Origin of the sequence: Hymenobacter segetis (genome assembly GCF_038448715.1) — a bacterium.
In the GTDB taxonomy this organism is placed as follows: Bacteria; Bacteroidota; Bacteroidia; order Cytophagales; family Hymenobacteraceae; genus Hymenobacter; species Hymenobacter segetis.
Map to the genome: position 1 here is coordinate 1 of NZ_JBCEVZ010000064.1, position 26,042 is coordinate 26,042.

A 26,042-nucleotide genomic window follows, 5' to 3' on the forward strand; every position below is an offset into this window, starting at 1 on the left:
GCTACTCACCGAGTTGTTGGCTTGCTGCGCTACCGTTTCTTCGGTGGTAGTACCGGCCGTGGCCGTGTTGGTATAGGTGCCAGCCGTGGGCGGCACCGTGTACGTGTAAGTAAACGAGTTGCTGGCCCCGGTAGCCAACGCCACGGTGCCAAAATTGATGGTGTTGCCCGTTACCGTGCCACCGCCGTTGTTCGTTACCACTGCCCCGGCGGGCAGGGTCACCACGCGCGACACGGCCGAAGAAGCATCGCCGTCGTTACCAAATTTCACGGTGTAGCTCACCGAACTTCCAGCCACCACGGTAGTGGGGTTGGGCACGGCGGTATACTGGGCATACACGTCGGCCTGCGAGCAGAAGTTGAACGCCGCAAAGCCCATAATCTGTTCGCCCGGGTTGTTGTAAGTGGTTTGGGCGTTCTTGTAAGTAACCACCACCCGGGTCACCGTCGATGGGAACAATACCGTTACGTTGCCGTCCGTAGTCGTATTGGTATTCGTACCGATAATCGTGTTGTTGCCGTTCCAGGCATTGGTGCTGTTAGTACCCAGCGTTACATCGCTGGCGCTCAGCGCAATCGGCGAGCCGCCGGTAGCCGTGGCGTAGCCGTCAATCTGCACCCAGTCCGTCCAGCCATTGCCGTTCGATTGGCCCACCGCTTTGTCGATGTCATTTAGCGTCATCGAAAAGCCATTAGTAGCCCGGTTGAGCGTAAACGTTACTTGGTTATAGTTGGCGTTGGTATTGGTCGGGGCCGTGCCACCATTGTTACCGTAGTCCACGTCCCACAACAATACCTTCCCGAATGATTGGTCCTGTACGACCGTGAGGGTAGTAGTTTGGTTTGATGAGTTCGTGGCATACCCCGATGAGGTAAGGGTGGTGGCACCTGTGGTGAGAGTGCGGCTGGTTTTCCAGTCTTCACCCGCCGTACGCGCGCTGAAATTGAACTCGCTCACATCGGCACAGGTCCGGGCCTGAACGCGGTTGGCCGCCTTCGGATTAACAGACGGATTTTTCCCGGGAATAAACACGTCTCTCATGTTTACTGGTGCGCCAGTGCCAAGGCTTGGCACTCCCGCGTTGCTCGAGGGCCTGTTCTGGCTCCAGCCAGGCAGCGCCAGCAGCAGCAGAAACAGAAGTCGTAAGAGAGGTTTCATAAAATGTGGAGAAGGGTATTAGAAAAAAAATATTATTGGTAAGTCCTTGTTTTCAAAACAAAAAGCTGCGCCAACGGTGGCGCATTTCACCTTCTATATCTGCTACAAAACTATTTCTGTGGAGGAAGCAGCAGAAATGCACTTCGACCAAAGCGGCATCATTCCAGACGAACACCCGGTTTGGGCCCTATTAAAATGCATGAGCACCGTATGGGCATTCAGTCAAAACAATTGACACTTGTTATAATCCCAATCAGGATTCCCTTCCCGGGAATCCCCCGCATTCCAATAGTTGAATACCTGCAAGGCAATCACAATTAAAAAGGAGAGTTTTCTGTTGATTTCCAGCCGATTCGTAATACGTTTTTCGCTACTGTGCTCGCGCGGAAACATGCTTGAGCACCTCACAACAGTATATTTCACGGCATTTTTGCATACGAACCTGACAATCGTATCGGATTGTCGGGATGGGTACTGCACTAAGTCAACCACACAAAGTTCCTCGATTTGATATTTCCGAATAATAATTTTATTATGGAATAATTATATTTACGGCCATTGCTCTACAGTTGAATTGGTCGGACTATAGCGGCATCTGGCAGCAATGGAAAGGGCCAGCAAAACGGGCCAACAGCAAGGGCCAGTCGGAATTCCGACTGGCCCTTGCTGTTGGCCCGTTTTGCTGGCCTTGCTACTAATCTACCGGGCGCTACCCCCGGCCGCTGGCTACCACCAGCTGGTGCAGCGGCTCGTTGAAGCCGATGGCATCCACCAGTTCCTCAAGCGGGAGGTGCAGGCGGTATTTCCAGAAGTGGCTGGGGTTGCTGGGCACGTTGATTTGTTCGTCGTGCGGGTTGGCGCGGCGCAGGTGGCTGTCGATGGCCAGCATATCCTGGAGCGGGAAAATGGCCCACATGGCCGGCGAGTGCAGGTGCTGCACCAGGATTTCGCGCGCCACCCAGGGCTCGCAATAGAACGGGGCCACCTCGCGCCAGTGGCCGAGAATGGTTTCGAAGAAGCGCTGGGTGCGCACCCGGTCTTCTTCCCACCAGCCGCGCACGGTGCTCATGTCGTGGCTGCTGGTCGTGACTACGCTCAGATACGGCGCGCTGTCGGGGTGGCCGAACTCGGTTTCGGGGTTCGAGGGCATGCGCTGGATGTTGAGGCCCAGGATGCCGAGCTCCTTCATTACGCCGGGCACCGACGCGGGCACCATGCCCAGGTCTTCGCCGCAGATGAGCATGTCGGTGGCGTAGCGCACGGGCGGCAACTTAACGAGGCCCTGCTGCCGCCAGAATTCCTCGTGGCGGCGGAAGAAAAAGTCAATGTAAATGTCGTCGTAGAGGCGGCGGCGGTCCTCATCGGAGTCCAGCTCGCGGAACGAGTAGCTTTTGTTCAGGGTGATGCGCGGGTGGTAGAAGTCGTTGCCGGCGGGCACGAACAGAACTTCATTCACCAAAGCAAACAGGCCCTTTTGCAGCCAGGCGAAATACTCGGCGTGCTCGGGGTAAGTGGCAACTTTCTGGGCGATGTAGGCTTCGATTTTGCGCTGGTCGTTCACCGCTTCCTTGAGGTGAATGCGGCCGTAGCTGGCATCGTCCAGGTACTCGTCGAACACGTTCTGGGCCTCGCCCTGGAAGATATCCTGGAGCATGTGCCAGCGGATGTAGGGCTCGCAAAGACGCGAGTAATCGAACCAGCCGAGGCGGCGCTCAATCTCGTGGCGGTGCAGTGGCAGGGCCGGCGCAAAGTGGCCCAGCAGGCCTTCCACCGACTCAATGGGCATCTCCCAGATGCGGAAGAAACCGAGGATGTGGTCGATGCGCAGCGTGTCGAAGTAGCGGGCGAGGTGGCCCATGCGCTGCTTCCACCAGAGGTAGCCGTCCTCGGCCATGCGCTCCCAGTTGTAGGTGGGGAAGCGCCAGTTCTGGCCGGTGGTGGAGAAATCATCGGGCGGGGCGCCGGCCTGGGCGTTCATGTGGTACAGCTCGGGCTGGGTCCAGGCGTCCACCGAGTGGCGATAGATGCCGATGGGCAGGTCGCCCTTCAGCACCACGCCGCGCGAGCGGGCGTAGGCCACGGCGGCACGCAGCTGCTTGTCGAGGTGGTACTGGGTGAAGAAGAACAGGCCGTAGTCGTCATAGTCGGCGGCGGTTTCGGCAGTCAGCTTGGCCAGGTTTTTTGGGGTGCGGAACTGCGCGGGCCACTCCTGGAAATCGGCGGTGTGGTACCGGTCACGCAGCGCGGAAAAGGCGGCGTAGGGTACCAGCCAGTCGGCCTGGCTTGCGTAGAACTCGCGGTACTCGGGGTCGGCCAGGAAGGCGGCTTTCTCCTGCTTATACAGCAGCTTGAGAAACTTCCACTTGGCATTCATCACCGGCTCGTAATCCACGAAATCCTTGGCGTTGAATTCTGCTTTGAGCGTGGCCAGCTCCTTGGCGGCCTTCTTGTCCTTGAGCGCGGCAATGCCTTCGAGGTGAATGAACTGCGGGTGCAGCGCAAACACCGAAATGGCGGCGTAGGGGTACGAATCAACCCAGGTATGGGTAGCGGTGGTGTCGTTGATGGGCAGAATCTGGACCAGCTTGAGGCCAGTTTGCACGGCCCAATCGGTCAGCAGCTTCAAATCGGAGAACTCCCCTACCCCGAGGCCGGCGGCGCTGCGCATGGCAAATACGGGCAGGGCCACACCGGCCCCGCGCCAAGCGGTGGCGTACTGGTAGGCTTCGTCGTTGAAAACGCGGGCCACGGTGCGGTCCTGCGTGGCAGGGATGACGCGGTTTTCACCGCCTTCCATGTCGAGGGCATGGCCGGCAGCGGCATCCCACATGGCGTATTTATAGAGGCAGTTTTCGCCGGGGTTTTGCAGCGTTACGGTGCCGCTCCAGGTGGGGTATTCAGCATCGGAGAGCACCAAGGCTTTGGTGTTGTCCCAAGCCCCCAGCGCGGGGTCGGAGCCGAGGATGCAGAGGCCGTGCTGCGGTGCTACGCGCGGGGCGAGGAGGCGAAAAGTGGTTTCGCCGGCAGCGGTTTTAGTTGTTTGGGAGTCCGGGGTTGATGCCGGGGCAGCTTCGGACGTGGCTTTGGCAGCTTTCGAGCCTTTGGCCGCGGCGGGGGCTTTGGTTTTTTTGGCGGGCGCGGCTGGGGTTGCTGCGGCGGGCGCTTTGGCCGGACGGCGGAAAAGGGCTTTGGTGAAGGCAGCGGTCAGCAGCTCGTTTTCGGGCTGGGCGGGGGCGCGCCAGTAATCAGCCAGATTCAGGCGTTGCGTGCGGGAGGCATCATAAGCAACGCTACGGTTGGGGCCGGCTTCCCAGTGCTCGCCGCCGGTGTTGGCATCGCGCAGCACGTACTTATAGGTAAGCTCGCCGGCGGAATCGGGTACGGTCAGCTCGATGCTCCAGCAGGTGCTGGCTTCGTCGTAGTTCATGTCGGCGGCTGCCGTGGGCTGCCAGTTGCCGAGGTCGGGATGGGAGCCGCACACGGCCAGGCGCTGGCCGAATACGGTGCGGTAGGGAAGAGAAAAACGTAGGGTCATGGGCAAGCGGTGGGGTTTGGGAGGCGCAAGATAGGGACTCGCCAAGGGAGGATTTATGAAGCCGGAAGATGGTTGGGATGCTCAAACGGTTGCGCACGAACAGCCACCCGGGCCGGGGCTTACGCAGTCGGGCCGGGTCGCGTTCGCCGGGCGAGGCGGCGAGCCATTTTGCCAACCCCAGCCGCCGGTTCTGCGTTTGGGAAGGTGCTCCTGCTTTGTGTTGCTGCTAATTACCTTCCGCCTTGTCCACTTTTCTGCGTCGTGCCCTTTACGGAATTCTGGGGTTAATAGCCCTGGTCCTGCTCCTCGTCATCGGAGTGGTTGTGTTTTTGCAATTTCCTTCGGGTCAGGACTTTGTGGCCAACAAGGCTGAAAGCTATTTGCGCAATAAGCTCAAAACGGAGGTCCGAATCGGGAAATTCCGGACCGATTTCCGCCACGCCATCAACCTCGACGGTGTGTACCTCGCCGACCAGCAGCGCGACACGCTTTTATCGGTCGGCCACCTCGGCGTCGACCTCGATATCTGGGCGCTGCTGCACAGCCAGGTAAATATTTCCAACGTGGAGCTGAACGACGGCCGCGTGCGCCTCACGCGCACCGAGCCTGATTCGGTGAACAACTACGACTTCATCATCGACGCCTTCGTCGACCCCAACGCGCCGGTGGATACCACCGCCTCGACGCTGAAATACGACATTGGCAAGGCGCGGCTGACCAACATCTACTTCACACAGAATGACCAGGTGACGGGCTCCGACATTCGGGCCAAAGTCGGCGAGTTCACGGCCAATATGGACGAGGTAGATGTAGACAAGTCCATCTACAAGGTGGATAACGCGGCTTTGCACCGCACCGCCATCAGCATCGTGCAAACTAAAACCGCCCCGGAGGTGGAAAACCCCGGCCCCACCGAGCCGCTCACGCTGCAATTTGGCCTGAACCACGCCGCGCTCGACAGCGTGCAGTTCGTGTATAAAAACGCCCCGGCGGCCCAGTTCATTAGCACCAATATCGGCCTAGCCGATATCACCGCCAAGGATATCAACCTGCAAAAGCAGCGCGTGAACCTGAGCAAGCTGACGCTCAAAAACACCTCCTTCGCCTACGCTCAGAACGAGGCCGTGCCCGTGGCCGAGCGCGTGGTGAACCCCGCCGAGGCCGTGCGCAAGCTGGACGAAGCCACCGACAAGGCCAAAGCCGCCACCGGCCAGAGCGCCGCTTCGCCGGGCTGGCGCGTGCTGCTGGATGAGTCTGATATCAGCGGGCTAGCCGTGAAGTTCGACAACTTCAACCAGCCCAAGCAGAAAACGCGCCTCCCGGCCCTCGACTACAACCACCTCAATTTCACCGACCTCGTGCTGAACACGCACGATTTGAGCTATTCTGAAAACCGCACCACGGGCAAAGTCGACAACCTGGCCGGCAAGGAACAGAGCGGCTTCCGCGTCGATTCGTGGAAAGCCAACGTGGTGTACGACTCAGTGCAAATCCGGCTTGACAGTCTCGATTTGATTACGCCGCACACCCGCATCCGGCGCACGCTGGCCATTGGCTACGAGAGCCTAGCCGCGCTGGGCGACACGAAAAAGCTGCCCAATCTGAAGATTGAGGGTGATTTGCGGAACGTGCGGCTGGGCTTCCGCGACATTCTGTACCTGGCCCCGCAGCTGGCCGGCACCTCGCCGTTCAATACCGGCCCCAACCAATCAGTGCTGCTCAATGGGCAGATTGCCGGGCGCGTGGGCGATTTCTCGGTGCGCAACCTGGAGTTTGTGGGCCTGCGCAACACGGTGCTCAAAGCCCGGCGCGGCCGGATTCAGGGTCTGCCCAATACCGATGCGCGGCTGTATGCTGACCTCGATATTCAGCAGTTCAGCACCTCGCGAGCCGATATCCTGAGCCTCGCGCCGAAGGGCAGCATCCCGAACAACATCAGCATTCCGCCCACGCTGGCCGTGAGCGGCACTTTCCGGGGCCGGCCCACTACGCTGGCATTTGATACCAACCTTAAGCTGCGCTCCACTTACGGCGACCTTGCTTTCAGCGGGAAGCTGGGGGCGGCACAGGCCAATGGGCGGCAGCCGCTCATTGGCACCTTCGCGGTGGGCGGGTTCGATTTCGGCAAGCTGCTGAAAGACCCGACCATCGGGCGCGTCACGGCCACGGGCCGCATCAACGCGACGGGCGATTTGAAAAACCCGGCCTCGCTGGTGGGCCGCGTGCAGAGCAACGTGCAAAGCGCCCGCTACAACGGCTACACCTACCACGGCGTGGTGGCCACCGTCGACCTTGACCGCAACCGCTACGTCATCAACGCCAGCAGCAAAAACGACCCCAACCTGAACCTCGACCTGAGCGCCGTGGTGAATCTGCGCGACGCCAAAAACCCCACCTACGAAGTCACGAAGCTGAACCTGCGCGGGGCCAACCTCACGGCGCTGGGCTTCTACACCGGCGGCGATTTGCGGGTGCAGGGCGACCTGGTGGCCAACCTGCGCGGCTCGAATCTGAATACGCTAAACGGCACCTTCAGCGGCCGCCACATTGTGATTGTGCGCGACAACCAGCCTTTTCCGCTCGACTCGCTCAACGGCCGCATCGTGCAGAATGACCGTCGTACGCTGGCCGTCATCAGCTCTGACATTGCCAATGTAAACCTCGATGGCAACGTGCATCTGGGCGACATCGCCACCGAGTTGCAGCAGCATCTGGACCGTTACTTCGACGTGCCCGGCGTGAAGTATGTGCCCAGTTCGGCCGACCGGCATTTCACCTATTCGCTGCAATTAAAAGACCCGAATCTGGCCACCAAGCTGGTGCCGGGGCTGAAGAAAATATCCCCCTTCACGCTGGCCGGCGACTACTCGCGGCAAGCCGCCCGCCTCACGGCGAATACCAGCATTCCCGTCATTCGGTATAATAATTACAAGCTTGATTCGCTGCGCCTGAACGTAGATTCGGACCCCGCGAAGCTGGATTACAGTCTGCGCCTGGCCCAGGCCGCCCAGGATAGTACGTTGAAGCTGCGCCGCCCCAGCATCATCGGCAACGTGGCGAATAACAAGCTGTTCAGCCGCGTAGCCATCCTAGGCGACTCAGCCAACCGTGAGCGGCTGGCGGTGGCCGGCACCCTGCAGGCGCTGGCTCAGGGCGGCGGCAAGAATAGCAGCGTAGTGTATGAATTCGTGGCTGCACCCGAGCAAGTTATCAACTACGAAAACTGGACGGCGGGAGCCAACAACTTCGTGCGCTACTACCCTACCGGCGAAGTGGTGGCCGACGGCCTCAACCTGACGAATGGCCGCAGCACGCTGGCCCTGCAAAGCCAGAACCCGCAGGTGCGCACCTCGCCATTGGGTGTGACGTTTACCAATTTCGAGCTGGCCGAACTGGCGCGCATCGTGCAGCAGCAGGATTCGCTGGTGGCCGGCAACCTGAATGGCACGGCCCGCATCGACAATCTGGGCAAGCCCAATCAGGCTTTTACGGCCGATGCCACGATTAAAAACCTGGTGTTCCAGAAGGCTTCCATTGGTGATATCGCCTTCCGGGCCACCAACCCCGCCCCCAGCCGCTACGATGTAGATGCGCGGCTGGCCGGCGGCGCGGCCGGTACCGTGGGCGGCGCGGGCAACGACGTGCAGGTGCGCGGCACTTACCTCGCCAGCAGCCCCACCCCGCTCAACCTGACGGTGGATGCCAACCGCCTAAACCTGAAACTCATTGAGCCCTTCTCAGTGGGTCAGGTGCGCCAAGCCAACGGCTACGTGCGCGGCCAGCTCACGGTGACGGGTGCGCCGAGCGCGCCGGTGGTGCGCGGCACCCTTAATACTTCTGACGATGCCGGGTTTGTGGTACCGCAGCTGGGCTCGCCCTTCCGCCTGCCTAATCAGTCGCTCACGTTTGATGACCGGGGCATTGCCTTCAATAACTTCACGGTGCTGGATTCGGCCTCGAACAAAGCAGTTATCAATGGCTATCTGCTGAGCAAGGACTTCGTCAACTACTCCTTCGATATGCGGGCCACGACCAAGGATTTCCTGGCCGTGCGCAGCACCCGCGAGGACAACCAGCTGTTCTACGGCCGCTTGGTGCTCGACTCGGATACCCGCCTCACGGGGCCGGTTTCGCTCATCAAAGTGAATACCAATGTGACGGTGGTCGACGGCTCGAACCTTACGGTGGAGTCGCCCACGGCCACGCCCACCACGGTGGCGCGCGAGGGCATTGTTGAATTTGTGGATAAAAGTGCTCCGCTCGATACCATGCTTTCGCGCAAGCTGGCGGCCGGCGACACACTGAAAATGGCCGCCTCGGGCTACGATGTGACGGCCGTGGTCACGATAACCGACCGCACGCCATTCACCATCGTTATCGACCCGGTGAGCGGCGACAACCTGAAAGTGCGGGCCGCCGGCACACTCAATACCAACATCGCGCCGGATGGCACCATCACGCTCAGCGGGCGGCTGGAAGTGGCGCGCGGGCTCTACCATATGTCGCTATACAGCCTGGCGCAGCGGGATTTCATCATCCGCAGAGGCTCAACGATTGTCTGGGACGGTGACCCGTATAATGCCACGCTTAACATCACGGCCGTGTACAAGGTGCAGGCTGCCCCGGCCGAGCTGCTGGCCGGCCAGGGGGCTGATGACCTCACCAGTGCCACGGTCGCCCGCAACCGCCTGCCGTTTAATGTGCTGCTGAATGTGACCGACCAGCTGACTAAGCCCACCATCGGCTTCGACATCACGCTGCCCGAAAACCAGCGCGGCGCCCTCAACGGCCAGGTTGATGCCAAGCTGGCTCAACTGCGCCAGCCTAACCAGACCTCGGAACTCAGCAAGCAGGTGTTCTCGCTGCTGATTCTGGGTCGGTTTGTGGCCCAGAACCCCTTCCAGACCAGCAGTGGCGAGGGACTGGTGGCCACGCAATTACGCGGCAGCGCCAGCGCCGTGCTTACCGACCAGCTCAACAACCTCACTGGCAAGTACCTCGCCGGCCTCGGCCTCGACCTGGGCGTGACCAACCAGGCTGCCTACGGGGCCGACGGCAGCCAGGGCAGCCGCACCGACCTGAACGTGGCCCTGCGCCGCCAGCTCCTCAACAACCGCCTGACCGTGCGCGTGGGCACCGACATTGCCCTGAGCGGCAACACCGGCACCCAAAGCACCCAGGGCCAGAACAGCCCCAGCAACCTGGCCGGCGATGTGAGCCTGGAATACACCCTGCTGGCCGATGGCCGCCTGCGCGTGCGCGTGTTCCGCCAGAACAGCTACGAGGACATCGACGGCGCACTGGTGCGCACCGGCGCGGCTCTGGTGTTCCAGCGCGACTACCAGGATTTGAAAGAGCTGTTCTCGAAAGTACCGAAGGATATCAAGGAAGAGCGCAAAGCCAACCGCAAGCAGGAAAAAGTGGATAAGAAAGCCGAGAAGGATTCTGTGCAGCAAGCCTCGCCTCCTTCGGCGCGGGTAGATTCGACAAAGCAGGCAAGCAAGAAATAGGTATTTATTTGGTAGTGAACGATAGTAGCATGTTTGATTGGCATACCCGAACCTTCCTTTCCGGTCCTCGCTCCCCTCAAAAGGAAGCGCCTGACGGCATTTGTCAGGACTTAACCAGTGCCCCTTATTTTTCAGGAATTCGGGCGGGAAGTGAGGTTTCGTTGCGCCGCTTAGCCAGCCTCGCTCTGCTCCTGCTCCTCGCCTCCTGCTCGGGCCTGAAATACATTCCCGAAGGCCAGAAGCTCTACACGGGCAGCAAGGTCATCATCAAATCGCCTGAAAAGCTCAGCAACAAGTCCGCCCTGCAAACCGAGCTGGCATCGGTGGTAGCGCCCAAGCCCAACGGCTCCATTCTGGGCCTGCGGCCGAAGCTGTATTTCTGGCACCTCGGCGTGGGCAAGAAGAAGGGTCTGGGCAAGTTCTTCGCCGATAAGTTTGGGGAAGCACCGGTGCTGCTGAAAGACGTGAAAATCACCGCCACCGAAGGCCTGATTACCAATCGGCTCTATAACAACGGCTTCTTCAAAGGCACCGTGGCCCATGAGGTGAAGGCGAAGGACAAGACTGCGCAGGTGGACTACACCGCCACGACTGGCAAACCCTACACCATCAAGGAAATCCATTTCCCGGAAGGCGACACCACGGTGAACGCTGCCGTGCGCGCCACCCAGCCCGGCACCCTGCTGAAAGTGGGCGACGCCTACAACCTGACCACGCTCACCAACGAGCGGGTGCGCATCGACAACGTACTGAAAAACCAGGGCTATTTCTACTTCAACCCCGATTACATTCTGTTTCAAGTGGATAGCACGCTGCACGACAAAGTGAACGTGTATCTGCGCGTGAAAGGCAGCGCCCCCGCCATCGCCGTGCGGCCCTATTGGCTCGATGTGGTGAAGCTCAACACGAACTACATCCTGACCGATACCACCACGCGCCCGCCCATCCTCTACCGCAAATACCTCTACTATCCCGACGAGAAAGTATTCAAGGCCAGCGCCATTACCCGCGCCACATTCCTGTACCCCGACAGCCTGTACCGGCGCAAGCGGCGCGACCAGACCATCAGCCGCTTGATGAGCCTGAACACGTTCAAGTTCGTGGAAATCCGCCTGAAGCCATCGCTGGCCGGCGATTCAGCCGACCGCGCCCGCCTCGACGCTGATGTGCTGATGACCCAGCTCAAAAAGAAAAGCCTGCGGGCCGATTTGCAGCTGGTGTCCAAGAGCAACGGCTTCACGGGGCCGGGCCTCACGGTGTCGTTCCGGAACCGCTCGGCCCTGCGCGGCGGCGAGCAGCTAGTTGTCAATGCCGTGGCTTCCACTGAAACCCAGACCGGGAGTGGCAGCGGCGGCGTGGGCCTCACCAGCTACGAATTAGGTTTGAACGCGCAGCTGCTCATTCCGCGCCTCGTGGTGCCCAATTTGCCGCTGCTGGATGTGCACCTGCCCAACTCCGATTTCCAGCCGCGCACCACCATTGGGGCGGGTTTCCGGCTCGTGACGCGCGCCAACTACTTCACCCAGAACTTCTTCAACCTGAACTACGGCTACTCCTGGAAAACCAAGATTACCAACGAGCAGGAAATCAAGCCTATTGATATAACCTACGTTCAGTTCACGCCTACTGACCAGTTTATTCCAATACTTGAAGCCCGACCTTTTCTGAAAAGCGCGTTTCAGCAGCAGTTCATTCTGGCCAGTTCCTACCGCTACACCTACAACCAGCAGGTGCTGGAGCAGCGCCGCCAGCAGATTTACTTCAGCGGGCAGGTCGAGGGAAGCGGCAACCTGGCCCAGGGCCTGGCCAGCTCTCTCGGCGGCACCAAGAACGATAATGGCAAGTACACCATTGGTGGCCAAGAGTATAGTCAGTATTTGAAGTTTGATTTCGAGTTCCGCGAATACTACCGCATCAGCCCGAATCCTGCTTCGGGCAACCGCATCGTGGCCCGTTTCCAAGCTGGTGTGGGCCTGCCCAGCGGCAATTCCGACGTGCTGCCTTACCCCAAGCAGTACGGCATTGGCGGGCCAAACTCGGTGCGCGCCTTTGCCGCGCGGGGCGTCGGCCCGGGCACCTACCGCCCCCAGAATGCCACGCAGGACCTCAACAGCTTCTACGACCAGGTGGGCGACATTCGCCTCGAAGGCAACGTGGAATACCGCCAGGACCTGATTCCCTACCTCAAAGGGGCCGTGTTTCTCGATGCCGGCAATATCTGGCTGGCCAACGACGACCAGGCCCGGCCCGGCGGCAAGTTCAGTTCCAGCACCTTCCTGAAACAACTGGCCGTGGGGGCCGGCGTGGGTCTGCGCGTCGACGTGCAGTTTTTCGTTATCCGCTTCGACTTAGCCTTCCCGCTGCAAGCGCCCTACGGCACGCCTACCAGCCAAACCGGCCGTTTCAACCTGGCCATCGGCTATCCGTTCTAACAATGTCTGCCATTGCGAGTGGAGCGCAGCGCAACGCGGCAATCCGTCCTGTATTAACCAGACACTTCCTTCTATCAGAAAGCCCCGACACTTCGCAGTATCGGGGCTTTTTGTTGCTAAAACAAGGCTTTGTCACAGCTCAAAGCTGGTCGCATCCAGAGGACGGATTGCCGCGTTGCGCTGCGCTCCACTCGCAATGACAGACGTTACCGAATTATCGGCATCCGCTCAAACGGCCGCTCCCTATCAAACAAATAGCGGAACGTGGCGTGGGTTTTCACGATGGTGGCCCCGATGGAGCGCGTGGTAACCAGCATGCGCGGGTTGAAATCGCCAATCCAGTTCATTTCGATATCGGCGTAGCCCGCGTCGATGAACGCCTGGCGGGCATATACCAGCATGGCCGCGTCCACGCCCTTGCCCTGGTACTCGGGCACCACGCCGTAAATGATGCCGAACAGGCGCTTGTCGCGGCGGCGCATGAAGCGCCAGCGCGCCCATAGAAAGCGCAGCTTGCCCACTAGGTTCAGCCGCCGGCCCACGTGCCGAAAAATCTGGTTCAGCTCGGGTAGGCTGATGAAAAACGCCACCGGCTCGGAGCCGTGGTAGGCAAACCAGAGCAGGCGCTCATCCACCACGGGCTTCATTTCTTTCACGATGTTGCGGGCCTGGTCCAGCGTCATCGGCTTCACGCCCGAGTGCTTGGCCCAGGCCAGGTTATACACGTGGTGGAAGTCGTAGGCCAGCTTCTCGGCATCGGCCTTGCGGGCGTGCTCGAAGCGGAACTCGGCCGCGTGCTCCTTGGCCTGCTGCGCGAAGCGGGCGTGCAGCGGCGCGGCCGTGGTGCGGTAGCAGGTGTACTGCTTGAAGTAGAGTTGAAAACCGTATTGCTCGAATAGCTGCTGGTAATACGGCGGGTGCCAGAACATGCCGTAGTTCGGCGGGCGGTCGAAACCGTCAATCAGCAGGCCCCAGAGCCGGTCGCGCTCGCCGAAGTTGATGGGGCCATCCATGGCCTGCATGCCCCGCACGGCCAGCCACTGCCGGCCGGCATCGAACAGCTCATTAGCGGCCGACTGGTCGTCGATGCACTCGAAAAAGCCCAGGCCGCCGGTGGGCAGGTCGGGGTTCTGCACGTCGGGCGCGTCGCGGTTGAGGAAGGCCGCCACCCGGCCGATGACCGTGCCCGTGGCATCGGTCAGCACCCAGCGAATGGCTTCGCCGTTGGCGTATTTCGGGTTTTTGATGGGGTCGAAAACGGCCTCAATCTCATTTTCCAGAATCCCGATGTATTGCGGCACCGCCTGGTGCAGGCGTGCGGGCAACTCCACAAACTGCCGCGCCAGGCGGGCATCCGTAACTTCAAGCAGCGGCATAGACTAAAACGATAAAAGCAACGCTTGCCAACAAAACCCAAGCGAAAAAGGCCCAACGGGGCCGCAAATAAACAGCCGCGCCGCCGTTCGGGGACCGCCGCAGCACCGCGAGAATACCAAAGGCCCCGGTTATTCCCGAATGCAGCCCCCGCTACCACCGCAGCGGCCCTTCCCGGCGGCTATTCGTAGAAATGCCGCATCCGCCGGATGGTGGACAGCACCACCCAGTCGCCCAGCCGTGGCAGGTAGGTATGCACCAGCACGATAATCCGGCCCAGGGCCGAAATCACGGTGCGCTGCCGCCGCTTCCGCACGTGCCGCACGATAATGGCAGCTACTGCGGCCTGCGACTTCTGCCAGCGCGGCGGGCGGTGTGCAATGGGCACGGGCTGGCCCTGGGCATCGAGCACGCGCTTTTCGGGGTCGTTTTGGGTGAAGCCGATGTGCACCACGCCAAAGTGAATGCCGGTATCAGCCAGCTCCAGCCGCAGGGTGTGGGCCAGGTTGGCCACGGCTGCCTTGCCAGCACAGTAGGCCGAGCCGCTAGGCATCCCATTCAGGGCCGAAATGGAGGAAATGAACGTGACGCTGCCCCGCGTGCGGGTCAGGTGCGGCAGGGCCGCCTTGAGCGGATACACCGAGCCGTATACGTTGCTGTCGAGCACCTGCCGGAACACCTCGGGAGCCATGTCGGCGAAGTAGGCGCGCATGGAAATGCTGGCGTTGGTAATCAGAATATCGAGCCGGCCGAAGTGGTCGAGGGCCGTTTGCACGAGGCGCTCGCAGTCGGCGTAGTCGGTCACGTCGGCTACGCAGGTGGCTACGGAGTGGCCGGCAGCGGTCAGCATTTGCCGGGTATGCTCCAGCCGCTCGGCGTTGCGACCGTTCAGGACCACGGCGGCTCCGCTTTCGCACAGCGTGCGAGCCGTTTCGCGCCCAATACCCGATTCCGAACCGGTGACGATGGCCACTTTGCCCGCAAACGGTCCCGGGTGCCGGGCCAACGTGGCATCCAGCGAAGAGCGAGGGGCCGGATTTGAATCAAACATAATGGTTGGTTTTAAACCAGTCGAACGCTTCGGCCACGGCTTGAACGATGGGAGTTTGCGGCAGGGCCAGCTCCTGCCGGGCTTTCTGCACATTGAAATAATGTCCGTCGTTGGCCACAGAGGTCATGGCCGAATTCAGCTGCGCCGGGCGGCCGGTGAGCCACGCTTTCACATCGCAAAACTCGCTATAAAGTGTGGCGAGCCCTGGCAGAATAGGCCAGCGCGGTGCCTGCACCCCCAGCACGCCCGCCATCAGCCCGAAGGCCTCGCGGTAGCTCAGGTTCTCATTGCCGAGGATGTAAGATTCGCCCACGCGGCCCTGCGTGAGGGCGTTGACGGTAGCCGTGGCCACGTCGCGCACGTGCACGTAGTTTTTGCCACCCGGCGGGTAGCCCGGCAGCTTGCCCTGAAAAAGCTCCAGCAGCAGGGCGTTGGAAGTCGGTTTAACATCTTGCGGGCCGAGCATAAAAGTGGGATGCACCAGCACGGCGGGCAGCTGCTTCCGCGCCACGGCGCGCAGCACGAGGTCGGTGGCCGCGCGCTTGCTGTCCATGTAGTCGAGGCCGTAGCGGCGGCCAGCGTAGGGCCGGGTTTCGTCGCCGGGGTTGGCTTTGGGGCCGAAGCCGAAGACATTGGCCGTACCTACGTACACTAGCCGGCGCACACCCGCCCTCCGCGCCAGCTGCAGCACAGCTTCGGTCCCGCCGAGGTTGGCGGCCCACACGGCCGGGTCGCGGGCCGGATTCACCTGGGCCAGTGCAGCGGCGTGGATGATGGCCCCGCAGCCGTGGGCCGCGCCGGCCAGGGTGGCGGGCTGGGTGAGGTCGGCGGCGCGGTAGTCAATGTTCCAATCGGCTGGAAATGGCGCGGGTGTGCCGGGCCGTAGCAGCGCCCGCACGGGATGGCCGCGCTGCCGCAGTTCGGCCACGAGGTGCCGGCCCAGAAAGCCGTTGGCGCCGGTCACAAGGACGGTTTCGGCCATCAGTAGGTGTTGAGCATGGCTTTGTAGGTGCGGGCAATGCGCACCGGAGCCACTTTGAGGAAGTACAGCGAAAAGGCTGTCAGGTTGGCCACCTGCACGCGCAGCCAGCTGTTATTCCGATACTTACGGGCCGACACCACCACGTCTTTGGGCACAATCAGGAACGAGGCCACCCGCCGGATGCGCTGGATAATCTCAAAATCCTCCATCACCACGAAATGTTCATTGAACCCGCCCAGCTGCTCAAACAACGCCCGCGTAATAAACAGCGTCTGGTCGCCGCCCCGGCTCATAATCCCTTTGAAACGAGTACCAAAGCTATTAATCCGCAGCAGCGGATGCGCCGAATCGAACCGGAACCGGTAGCAGCCTGCCGCGTGGCCCTGCGCCACGGCCTGGCCGATGGTGGCCACGTAGTCGGGGTGAATGCTCACGTCGGCGTGCACGAAATAGAGGATATCGCCGGTGGCGTGGGCGGCCCCGTGGTTCATTTGGGCGGCGCGGCCGGGCCGGGGGGCCAGCAGCACGGTGGCTCCGGCCTGGCGAGCCAGCTCGGCGGTGCCGTCGGGGCTGTGCGCGTCCACCACCAGTATTTCTACCGCGCCGTTGGCATCGTGGCGGCGCAGCTCGGCTACCAGCCGGGCAATGTTGGAGGCTTCGTTGAAAGAGGGGATGATGACGCTCAGTTTCATAGCAAGGGAAAGGACGAGGGGGCGAATTTCTGCATTTCGCCGCACTTGCACTGTGGGCCGTTTTCCATGCTTACGCACGGGCCGCCGCCAGCAGTTTGGAACGGGCGAAATCTTTACCCGCCAGCGACGGCGCGGGCCGTTTCCAGAGCTCGTCAATCGGCCCCGCGTTATTTCTCGTATGGGATAAACCTACGCCGGCGTTGCGTCTATTGCCGCGGCAGTGCCCCACCGTCCGGTTATTCAAGCGCTTCTCATCCAATTTTCCTTCATGAAAGCCACCCGCTCTTTTACCCTCGCCCTGTTCGGCACTATACTCTTAGGTGCTAATGCCTTTGCGACAGCGCCGGCCCACTCACCGGCCAGCGCGGCCACTGCCGCCAGCCCCGCTGCCATAGACCACGGCAGCTACGACAAGCTGCTAAAGAAATACGTAAGCGCCAAGGGGCTCGTCAACTACAAGGGCCTCAAGGCCGACCAGCAGGCGCTCAACAGCTACCTGGATATGCTCAGCAAAAACGCGCCCGCCGCATCGTGGAGCAAGGCCGAGCAAATGGCGTTCTGGATTAATGCCTACAACGCCTACACCATCCGCCTGGTGCTCGACCACTACCCCGTTTCGAGCATCAAGGACATTGGCTCGAAAATCAAGATTCCCTTCGTGACCACGCCCTGGGCCATCAAGTTTTTCAGCATCGGCGGCGAGAAAATGAGCCTCGATAACATCGAGCATGGCACGCTACGCAAGAAGTACGACGACCCGCGCATCCACTTCGCGCTGGTGTGCGCCTCGATGTCGTGCCCGCGCCTGCGCAACGAGGCATACACCGCTTCCAAGCTGGAAAGCCAACTCGACGACCAGGGCCACGACTTCCTGAACAACCCCGCCAAGAATAAACCAAGTGCCGCCAGCGCCCAGCTTTCCAAGTATTTTGACTGGTACAAAGGTGATTGGGACAAGAATGGCCAATCGGTGGAAAAGTGGGTAAATAAGTATTCGACGACTAAAATCGATGCCAAAACCAGGATTTCCTACCTCGACTACAACTGGAGCCTGAATGAGCAATAGGCCCCGTGCGGGCCATTGGCTGGCGCTGCTGGTACTAGTGGGGCTGGCCGGCGCGGCGCAAGCCCAGGCCCTGCCGGGCACAACCACGCGCCCGGGCGCCCCCACCGAAACCCGCCACTACGCCATTGAAGTAGCCGGCCTGCGCGTGGGCACCATGACGGCCACCCGCCAGCCCCAGCCCGGCACCACCGAGGTGATTTCCACCCTCATCAGCGACGTGCAGGTCACGTTCCTGTTCTATCACCTGAAAATTTACTACAAGGTAACCAACCGCGTGCGGGGCGGCCAGCTGCTGCTGTCCACGGTGGAGGCGCACACCAATCAGGGCAATTTTTCGTCCCGCGCCGAGTGGCTGGGCGACCATTACGCCATCCGGGCCGACCAATACAAACACCACTACCAAGCCATCGAAAAGCAGCCCATCACCTACACCGTGACGGATATGTTTTTTGGCGAGCCCGGCAGCCACACCACCGCTTTCGCCGAATATTTTGGCGACTATTTCACCCTGGCTCGCGCCGCCGATGGCACCTACCAAGCCCACCGCGACGGCCGCGAAGACGAGTACCACTACGCCAACGGCCGGCTGGTGAGCCTCATCAAAAAGAACCCGCTGAAGAATTTCGTTATTCGGCTGCTGCCGTAGTGCTGGTAGTTGGCGCAGTCAATAAAAACGCCTGTCATCCTGAGCAAAGCGAAGGACCTTCTCGCGACTGAACAATACGTTCAAACGTGAGAAGGTCCTTCGCTTTGCTCAGGATGACAGACATTTGAAACAGCTCCTGCCCGTTCCCAATCCCCTATTTCGTGAGGACCACGTAGCCGTAGGCGGGCAACGATATTGTGCTGCCCAGCGTGACCTGACCGCCTTGCAGGGCGTTGGTCCAGGTGCTGCTGTTCAGGGTGGCGGGCAGCGTAAAGGAAGTGGCCGAGCTGCGGGTATTCACCACCACCAGCGCCTGCGATGTACCTGATACCTTGGTGAAAGCGCACACGTTGGCCGTGCTGTACGAGGCGGTGGGCATGCCGTGTTGCAGGGCCGGGCTGGCGGCGCGGGCTTTCAGCAGCTGGCGGTAGAGGCGCGTCACCTCGGGTTTGGCATTCCAGTTCACTTTCACACCGGTGAAGGGGAATTTGATGGCCGTGCTCATGCCCACTTCCTGGCCGTTGTAAATCATGGGTACGCCCTTGTAGAGCGCGGCGATGACGAAGGCCGACATCGCGCCCGCATCGCCGCCGAACAGCGCCACCGGCGTGCCGTCGGAATCGTTCACGTCGTGGTTGGTGATGTAGCGCACCACCTGCTGCGTGCCCGTGGCGCCCACGTATTCGCTGGCGTTGAAGTTATCGAACGTGGTGGCCGAGGCGTTGTTGATATACACACTACGAATGCCGCCGTAGAAGTTGAAGCCGAAGATGTAGTCGAAGCCCGAGGCGTAGTGGCTGCTGCGGCTGCCCTCGGCCAGCAAGAGCAGCTTGTGGGTTTTGATGGTGCGCAGCGAGTCCACAGCCTGTTTCCAGAAGGTGGAAGCCGTGATGGTGGGCGCGTCGGCATAGTCGCAGCGGAAGCCATCGACGTTGGCCGTGTACACCCACGATTTCATGGCCGAAATCATCTCCGCGCGCATGGCCGGGTTGGTGAAATCGAGCTGGGCCACGTCGTTATAATTGGTGCCGGGCGGGTTTGAGATGGTACCAGCGGCATTCTTCAGGTACCAGTCGGGATGGTCCGTTACCCAGGCATTGTCCCAGCTGGTGTGGTTGGCTACCCAGTCCAGCATCACGGTCAGGCCCCGGGCGTGGGCCGCGTCCACCAGCGTGCGCAGGTCGGCGAGGGTGCCGAACTCGGCGTTCACGCCGCGGTAGTCTTTCACGGCGTAGGGCGAGTTCACGCCGCGCAGCTGGCCCACCGGGTATATCGGCATGAGGTACACCACGTTCACGCCCAGATTCTTGATAGAATCCAGCCGGGCCGTAACGCCGGCAAAGTTCGCGCTTTGGCTGAACGCCCGCATATTCACCTGATAAATCACGGCATCCTCGCGGTTGGGCACTGCCGAGAAAGGCGTGCCGTACTGCGGTGTGGTTGGCGTGGTGGGGGTGGTCGGCGTAGTGGGCGTGGTGGCCGTCGGGGCCGCTGCCATCTCCTTTTTGCACCCGGCCAGGAAGCTGGCGGCCAGCAGCAAAACCAGGCTGTTTTTAACTAAAATACGGCGAATAAGCATGCAGGAATTCTTTTAAAAGGACAGGAAAATAGCGCGCCGAGACGCAGGAAATTATTTCTTAACCGGCTTGAAGCTAACCGCCGCCCCGCCGCCGGGAGCCAGCTGCAAAGTGAGGACCGACTTGCTGGTAACCACCTGCCTGGTAATGCGGTAGGCCGTGGGGTTTTTCTGCCAGTCGGCCCCTTTGCCGTCGGCATAAATGGTGGCCTCGTAGCGCTGGCCGGGCGTGAGGAAATCCAGCTTAATGGGTTGCTGGCGGGCTTTTTCGTCGGTGATACTGCCGAGATACCACTCGTCGCGGCCCTTGGCTTTGCGCACGGTGGTGAGGTAGTCGCCGGGCTCGGCGGCCAGAATGCGGGTATCGTCCCAGTCCACGGGCACGTCTTCGATGAACTGGAAGGCGTCGAGGTGCTGGTTGTAGTTCTCGGGCAGGTCGGCGGCCATTTGCAGGGGCGAGTACATGGTCACGTACAGCGCCAGCTGCTTGGCCAGCGTGGTGTGCACCAGGCGCTTGCCGGTCGGCTCAAAATTCTGGAGCTTGAAGATGCCGGGCGTATAGTCCATCGGCCCGCCCATGAGGCGGGTGAAGGGCAGGATGGTTTCGTGCTCGGGCTGGTTGCCCTCGCTGAAGGCGTTGAACTCGTTGCCACGGGCGGCTTCGCAGGCCAGCCAGTTGGGGTAGGTGCGGTTGAGGCCAGTGGGGCGCACCGGCTCGTGCATGTCAACCATGATGTGGTAATCGGCCGTTTTCTGGGCCGTTTGCACGTAGTGGTTCACCATCCATTGGCCGTCGTGGTGCTCGCCGCGCGGAATGATTTTGCCCACGTAACCGGTTTTCACCGAGGTGTAGCCGTGGGCATTCATGAAGCGGTAGGCATTGTCCTGGCGGCGCTCGTAGTTGGTGGCCGCGCCGCTGGTTTCGTGGTGCATGATGATGTTGACGCCCTTGCTGGCGGCGTAGCGCTGCAGCTCGTCCACATCAAAATCGGGGTAGGGCGTCACGAAGTCGAACACTTCCTCCTTCCAGTTATTGGCCCAGTCTTCCCAGCCCACGTTCCAGCCCTCCACCAGCACGCCGGGGATGTGGTGCGCGGCGGCAAAATCGATATATTGCTTGACGTGGGCCGTGTTGGCCATGTGGCGGCCGTTGGGCTTGAGCTTGCGCCAGTCGGTGCCGGCCAGCTTGATGTTGAAGGTGTCGGCGTAGTTCCAGCTGCCACGGCTGGTCTGCATTTCCCACCACACGCCCACAAATTTCTGGGGCTTAATCCAGCCGGTATCAGTGATTTTACTGGGCTCGTTCAGGTTCAGAATGAGCTTCGAGGCCAGCAACTCGGGGGCCTTGTCGCTCACCACGATGGTGCGCCAGGGCGTGTGCTCCGGAGCCTGCAAATAGGCCTTGGCGCCCGTGCCGGTGGCATCGGGCACGAGCTGGCTGGTGAGGTCGAACGTCTTGGTGTCCACGTTCAGGTACAGGGCCGGGTAGTTCACCAGCGCTGCTTCGTGGATGTTGATGTACAGGCCGTCGTCCGATTTCAGCATCAGTGGCGTCTGAATACGGTTGGCCGGGGCCTTCTCCTGAATGGCCGGAATGGGCGTGGTGTTCACCTCGTTCACGCGGCTGGTGGTGTAGGCGTACTCGTTCGAGTCGTAGTCGCCCGGAATCCAGAACGCCTTGTGGTTAGCCGGCAGGTGAAACTCCGTGAATTCGTCCTGCACCGTGAAATACTGCAGGTGCGCCTGCCGCGGAAACTCGTAGCGAAAGCCCACGCCATCGGCGAAAACCCGAAACACCACGTCCAGCTTGCGCCCATCGGCGGCGGGCTGGCGCAGGTGCACCGTGAGCTGCTGGTAGTGGTTGCGAATGTTCTTCACCTCGCCCCACACCGGCTGCCAGGTTTCGTCCACGTCCTTGGTTTCGCTGCCCGTGAGCACCAGCGGCCCATCAAAGCCCTTGCCATCGGCAAACGCCAAGCCCAGGCGTGAGGGCGCAATCACGGTTTTCGGGCCGAAGGCCACGGCATAAGTTGGGCGGCCGTCGGTGCTCAGGGCCACGGTCAGGCTCACTTTGTCGAGGCTGGCAGTTAGCGGGGCGGTGGCCTGCGCGTGGGCCTGGGAGCCGGCCGTCAGCAGCAGCGCAGCCAGCAAAATATTTCTCATCATTCGGGTGTCAAATCGGGGGGCGGTGGGAGCGGCGACTTCTTCAGCGTTAGGTATGGGCAGGGGTAAAGGCTGCGGCTGCCCAAGGTTTGGGAGAGCTTGTCAAACAAAGCTAGAGTCACCCCTCACCCCCCTGAAATTTTTCAAACCACAGTATGAAAAATATTAACCCATCCCCCAGACTTATCCTTCACCAACAATGATTTACCCCAAAAATCCCCAACCAAAATATTAGCCCCATATGGCATCTTCTCCTCCTCATTCTAACAAAAACAAGGGCTCCAGCCTCTTAAAAACATCCCAAGCATTACAAAAGCATGGGGCATTCCCATCCCTGTCCTTCACGCCGTCGCATCGTGCCGCAACCAGCCGATGCTCCCCTGCCCACCCTGGTGTGTGGCCACTCACCCAACCGGATATCGGGTTAACTATATCCCCCTTTTACCGTGTAGCAGCCTCGTTCTTCAGACCGCCTGAATGGCCTGAATGCGCGCCTCAAACTCCTCGTTGGGCAGGAAAGACCGGTTCTTTACCCGGGTCTTATAGGTATAAATCGTGTTGATGGAGTAGCCCAGCATCCGGCTGATTTGCTCGCTGTCGTCGATGCCCAGCCGGATGAGCGCGAAAATGCGCAACTCCGTGGTCAGCAGTTGGTCGTCGGCCAGCCGAATGCCCTCCCCTTCCCCGAACAGCGCGTTGAACTGCGCGATGAAATTGGGAAATAGCCGCAGAAATACCGTATCGAACCCCTTCAGCAGCTCGTTGCGCTCGGTTTTGATGTTCACGCCGTCCACCAGCTTCTGCACACCGGCGTACTGTTTGGTAGCCAGCAGCGCATCGAGCCGCTTCTTCAGGGTTTCGATTTTGTCGATGTACTGCGAGTTGTTGTGGAAGTAGAAGCCGATGTATTCCTCCTTAATCTTGTTGGCTTCGTTCAGGTCGCCGTTCAGCTGCCGCAGCACCTCGTTCCGCTCGCGCAGCTCCTGGTTGGTGGCAAAAACCACCCGGTCGGCTTTGCGCGCCTTCCGCAGCTGCCTAAAGCTGATAATGGCAAAGCCTATCACCACGCCCGCCAGCAGCGTCATTATAATCGCATAGGTTTTCAGCGCCTTACGCTGGTTTTCGATGATGTTAATTTTCTGGCCTTCGATGATGGACGAGACGTGGCTAATCTCAAGCTGCCGCTGCCGGGCCTTGTAGAACGTAGCATCCTCCCGCGCCTCCCGGATGAAGGTATAGGCATTTTTCAGGTCGCCCTGGCGGTAGCAATAGTCCGAGAGCTTGAAGATGGCCGTGGTTTCCTTGGTGGCCGTTTTCACGTCGGCAATGGCCGAAACCAGCAGCAGTTCAACGGCCTTATCGGTCTGGCCCGCCAGCTCGTAGAGGTAGGCCGTGGTACTGGCACTCACGGCCAGCTGGTGTAGCGTGAGGTGCGGCAAACGTAATATCTGCTGGTACACGGCCGCACCGGCGGGCACATTGTTGGTCTTTTGCGCCCGAAATTCCTGCACCGATAGGTACTCGTAAGAGCCGGGACGGGCATATTGCAGGGCCGTATCAGCATAGGCCAGCGCCTTGGAATAATACGCTGGCCGGTACACCTGGTCCTGGTTGAAATCGCCCAGGTCGCTGTAGGCCCGGGCTTTCAGAAAATAAAAGCTCTGCTTATCGGCCTTTTTCAGCCGGGCCGGATTGATGCCATCAAGCGTCTCGAAGGTTTCCTTGAACAGGCCCGACGAGAGCAGCACGAAAGCCAGCTTCAACCTGGCAACTTCCAGCTTCTCCGGCTGCTTCAGCTGATTGGCCAGTCGGATAATCTTCTGGCAGTACACAAAGGCCGAATCGTACTTAAACGTCTTGTACTCATCGTAAATGCGCAGGCCCAGGTCAAATTTCGCATCATCATTCACCTCCGCCGAGGCAAACTCGGCTGTGAGCACGGCAATGCGATTCAGGCGTTGCGCATCGTATTCCTTTTTGTGGTCCAACGCTTTATTTAGCTCCACCAGCAGACTGTCAGTCGTGCCCGTGCCCGCCGCCGCACAAGCAGGTACCGCACCAAAGAGCAGGCTACACCACAGGACTAAAAAGAGCTTCACGAAGGCGACAGGAGGTAATTCGGGCGGGGAATGGCCAAAATTAACAGATAGCTGGTGCGTTAGTGGGCACCTCATTCCGCTACGGCAATGAATTCAGCTGCTCTAGCTTCGAAGCGGCCTTCAAACGTGTTAAAATGAAAACAGCCACTCAGTATCGCTACCAAGTGGCTGTTAATCAATGTGGGAAGTAAAGGATTCGAACCTTCGACCTCTTCGGTGTGAACGAAGCGCTCTAAACCAACTGAGCTAACCTCCCATTAAAAAACCTGCAAGCTCTATCAGCATTTGCAGCGGCCTCGGGGCAAACCAAGAGTCCGGCTTTAGAATAAAACAGCCACTCAGATTTCAATCTAAGTGGCTGTTTATCAGTGTGGGGGATACTGGGTTCGAACCAGTGACCCTCTGCTTGTAAGGCAGATGCTCTGAACCAGCTGAGCTAATCCCCCGTGTGGTTGTTTCCGTTTGGGATTGCAAAGATGGGGGGACTTTTTGGAAACACAAAACCTGCTGCTGCTTTTGGGTGCATATTTTTTCGATTTTCGGTCGAATCCGGCAGCAACAAATTCATTTTCAGCGCAAGAAATTTTCGCTGAATTTTAGAAAAAAACTGTTTTGCGGGCTTCAATTAAGGCAAGCAACGTATTCCAGGCCGCTCCGTTAAGGGGTGGAAACAAACTTCTCACTCAACGCTCTCTCCCCGATGGATACCCAACTCCTCCAGAATTACTCGGAACAAGAAAAAACCGCTTACCTGAGCGCCATTGCCAGCCTGGCCACGGCCGACCGGCAGGCCTCGGGCGCCGAAGGCCAGTTTCTGCAGGCGCTGGCGCAGCAGGCCGGCCTCTCGGGCGGGGCTACCCAGCAGGTGCTGGCCGCCGCGCAGGACGCCAACAATCAGACCATTCAGCAGAACCTGGATATCCTCAAAAACAGCGACTTGCGCTTCTCGCTCGTTACCGACCTCATCAGCTTCGCTCGCGCCGATGGCTCGTATGCCAACGATGAGGAAGCCATGATTAGCAAAATGGCCCAATACCTCGGCATCAACCCCGAGCAGAAGCAAACCCTCGAAACCGTGGTAGACCAAGCCGCCAGCGTGCCCCACGACCCGCAGGACCCGGCCAAAACCGGCTTCCTGAGCAGCATCGGCGATAAGCTGTCCAGCGTGGGCATTCCCAAAGGTGCGCTCATGGCCGGCCTGCTGGGCGTGGTGGCCCCGATGGTGATTTCCAAAGTGATGAGCGGCGGCAGCCAGAACCAGAGCGGCTACGGTGACCAAAGCAACTCCGGCGGCGGCGGCTTGCTGGGCGGTAGCATGGGCGGCCTGCTGGGCGGTGCGGCCCACAGCGGCATGGGCAGCCTGCTCGGCGGCCTGCTCGGCAGCGGTATGCTGGGCGGCCTGCTCGGCGGCGGCAACTCCAACGCCACGGCCAATATGCCGCAGCAGGGCTCGGCCATCGGCAGCGGCGGGCTGGGCTCGATGATGTCCATTCTGGGTGGCCTGGGTGGCCGGGCCGGCTCGCAGCCGGCCAGTGCGGGCGGCTCGGGCCTGGGCGGCTTGCTGAATGGCGGCCTGGGCGGAATGCTCGGGGGCTTATTCGGGGGCCGTTAGGACCACGGATTGGCTACGCCGAACTTCGTTTCGCTCGGATTTTTCGGATTCCACGGATTTTGTGGACGACAAAAACTTCCAATCTTTAAAATAGAAAAGGCCACCTCACGGTGGCCTTTTTTGTTATAATGCGCCGTCCACAAAAT

Annotated in this window: 14 protein-coding genes and 2 tRNA genes; 5 read left to right on the forward strand and 11 right to left on the reverse strand. The window is 60.2% G+C overall.

Annotated elements, in window-relative coordinates:
• On the reverse strand, positions 1–1,158 hold a 1,158-nt coding region (locus AAFH49_RS18680), incomplete at its 3' end, for a hypothetical protein (protein ID WP_342300572.1).
• 709 nt (positions 1,159–1,867) lie between these two features.
• Entirely contained in the window at positions 1,868–4,693 is a 2,826-nt protein-coding gene (locus tag AAFH49_RS18685) for a 4-alpha-glucanotransferase (protein WP_342300574.1), read from the reverse strand.
• Between the two features lie 242 nt (positions 4,694–4,935).
• Here AAFH49_RS18685 and AAFH49_RS18690 point away from each other — a divergent pair, with 242 nt between their 5' ends.
• Both AAFH49_RS18690 and tamL read left to right on the forward strand, forming a co-directional pair.
• Positions 4,936–10,203, forward strand: a complete 5,268-nt coding sequence (locus AAFH49_RS18690) for a translocation/assembly module TamB domain-containing protein (RefSeq protein ID WP_342300575.1) — start codon at positions 4,936–4,938, stop codon at positions 10,201–10,203.
• Positions 10,204–10,364: 161 nt separating this feature from the next.
• Complete coding sequence (gene tamL, locus AAFH49_RS18695; RefSeq protein WP_342300577.1) at positions 10,365–12,635, forward strand: translocation and assembly module lipoprotein TamL; 2,271 nt, start codon at positions 10,365–10,367, stop codon at positions 12,633–12,635.
• 206 nt (positions 12,636–12,841) lie between these two features.
• On the opposite strand, the gene AAFH49_RS18700 is transcribed toward tamL, so the two are convergent.
• From AAFH49_RS18700 to AAFH49_RS18715, 4 genes are all read right to left on the reverse strand, one after another.
• Positions 12,842–14,011 carry a hypothetical protein gene (locus tag AAFH49_RS18700; RefSeq protein ID WP_342300579.1) on the reverse strand — a complete coding sequence of 390 codons (1,170 nt, stop codon included), beginning with the start codon at positions 14,009–14,011 and terminating at the stop codon, positions 12,842–12,844.
• A gap of 179 nt (positions 14,012–14,190) precedes the next feature.
• Positions 14,191–15,060: an SDR family oxidoreductase gene (locus AAFH49_RS18705; RefSeq protein ID WP_342300581.1), complete on the reverse strand. Its 870-nt coding sequence runs from the start codon at positions 15,058–15,060 to the stop codon at positions 14,191–14,193.
• The gene (locus AAFH49_RS18710) at positions 15,053–16,042 is read right to left on the reverse strand and encodes an NAD-dependent epimerase/dehydratase family protein (protein WP_342300583.1); all 990 of its coding nucleotides are present in this window, start codon (positions 16,040–16,042) and stop codon (positions 15,053–15,055) included. Before AAFH49_RS18710 ends, AAFH49_RS18705 begins: the two co-directional genes overlap by 8 nt.
• Positions 16,042–16,734 carry a TIGR04283 family arsenosugar biosynthesis glycosyltransferase gene (locus tag AAFH49_RS18715; protein ID WP_342300585.1) on the reverse strand — a complete coding sequence of 231 codons (693 nt, stop codon included), beginning with the start codon at positions 16,732–16,734 and terminating at the stop codon, positions 16,042–16,044. The genes AAFH49_RS18710 and AAFH49_RS18715 overlap by 1 nt, the downstream gene beginning before the upstream one ends.
• Before the next feature lie 268 nt (positions 16,735–17,002).
• Here AAFH49_RS18715 and AAFH49_RS18720 point away from each other — a divergent pair, with 268 nt between their 5' ends.
• The gene (locus AAFH49_RS18720) at positions 17,003–17,800 is read left to right on the forward strand and encodes a DUF547 domain-containing protein (RefSeq protein ID WP_342300587.1); all 798 of its coding nucleotides are present in this window, start codon (positions 17,003–17,005) and stop codon (positions 17,798–17,800) included.
• Positions 17,790–18,446, forward strand: a complete 657-nt coding sequence (locus tag AAFH49_RS18725) for a DUF6134 family protein (protein WP_342300589.1) — start codon at positions 17,790–17,792, stop codon at positions 18,444–18,446. The genes AAFH49_RS18720 and AAFH49_RS18725 overlap by 11 nt, the downstream gene beginning before the upstream one ends.
• A 154-nt stretch (positions 18,447–18,600) precedes the next feature.
• Here the strand turns inward: AAFH49_RS18725 and AAFH49_RS18730 are convergent, their stop codons facing one another.
• The 5 genes from AAFH49_RS18730 to AAFH49_RS18750 all read right to left on the reverse strand — a co-directional run bounded on the left by AAFH49_RS18730 (position 18,601) and on the right by AAFH49_RS18750 (position 24,730).
• Positions 18,601–20,025, reverse strand: a complete 1,425-nt coding sequence (locus tag AAFH49_RS18730) for an alpha-amylase family glycosyl hydrolase (RefSeq protein ID WP_342300591.1) — start codon at positions 20,023–20,025, stop codon at positions 18,601–18,603.
• A gap of 51 nt (positions 20,026–20,076) precedes the next feature.
• The gene (locus tag AAFH49_RS18735) at positions 20,077–22,185 is read right to left on the reverse strand and encodes a glycoside hydrolase family 97 protein (protein ID WP_425293345.1); all 2,109 of its coding nucleotides are present in this window, start codon (positions 22,183–22,185) and stop codon (positions 20,077–20,079) included.
• Positions 22,186–22,649: 464 nt separating this feature from the next.
• On the reverse strand, positions 22,650–24,284 hold the full coding sequence (locus tag AAFH49_RS18740) for a DUF6377 domain-containing protein (protein ID WP_342300594.1): 1,635 nt from the start codon (positions 24,282–24,284) through the stop codon (positions 22,650–22,652).
• 181 nt (positions 24,285–24,465) lie between these two features.
• Positions 24,466–24,540: transfer RNA gene (locus tag AAFH49_RS18745), tRNA-Val, on the reverse strand.
• Positions 24,541–24,655: 115 nt separating this feature from the next.
• A tRNA-Val gene (locus AAFH49_RS18750) sits at positions 24,656–24,730 on the reverse strand.
• Between the two features lie 254 nt (positions 24,731–24,984).
• Here AAFH49_RS18750 and AAFH49_RS18755 point away from each other — a divergent pair.
• Entirely contained in the window at positions 24,985–25,896 is a 912-nt protein-coding gene (locus tag AAFH49_RS18755) for a TerB family tellurite resistance protein (protein ID WP_342300595.1), read from the forward strand.
• The last annotated feature ends 146 nt before the right edge of the window (positions 25,897–26,042 follow it).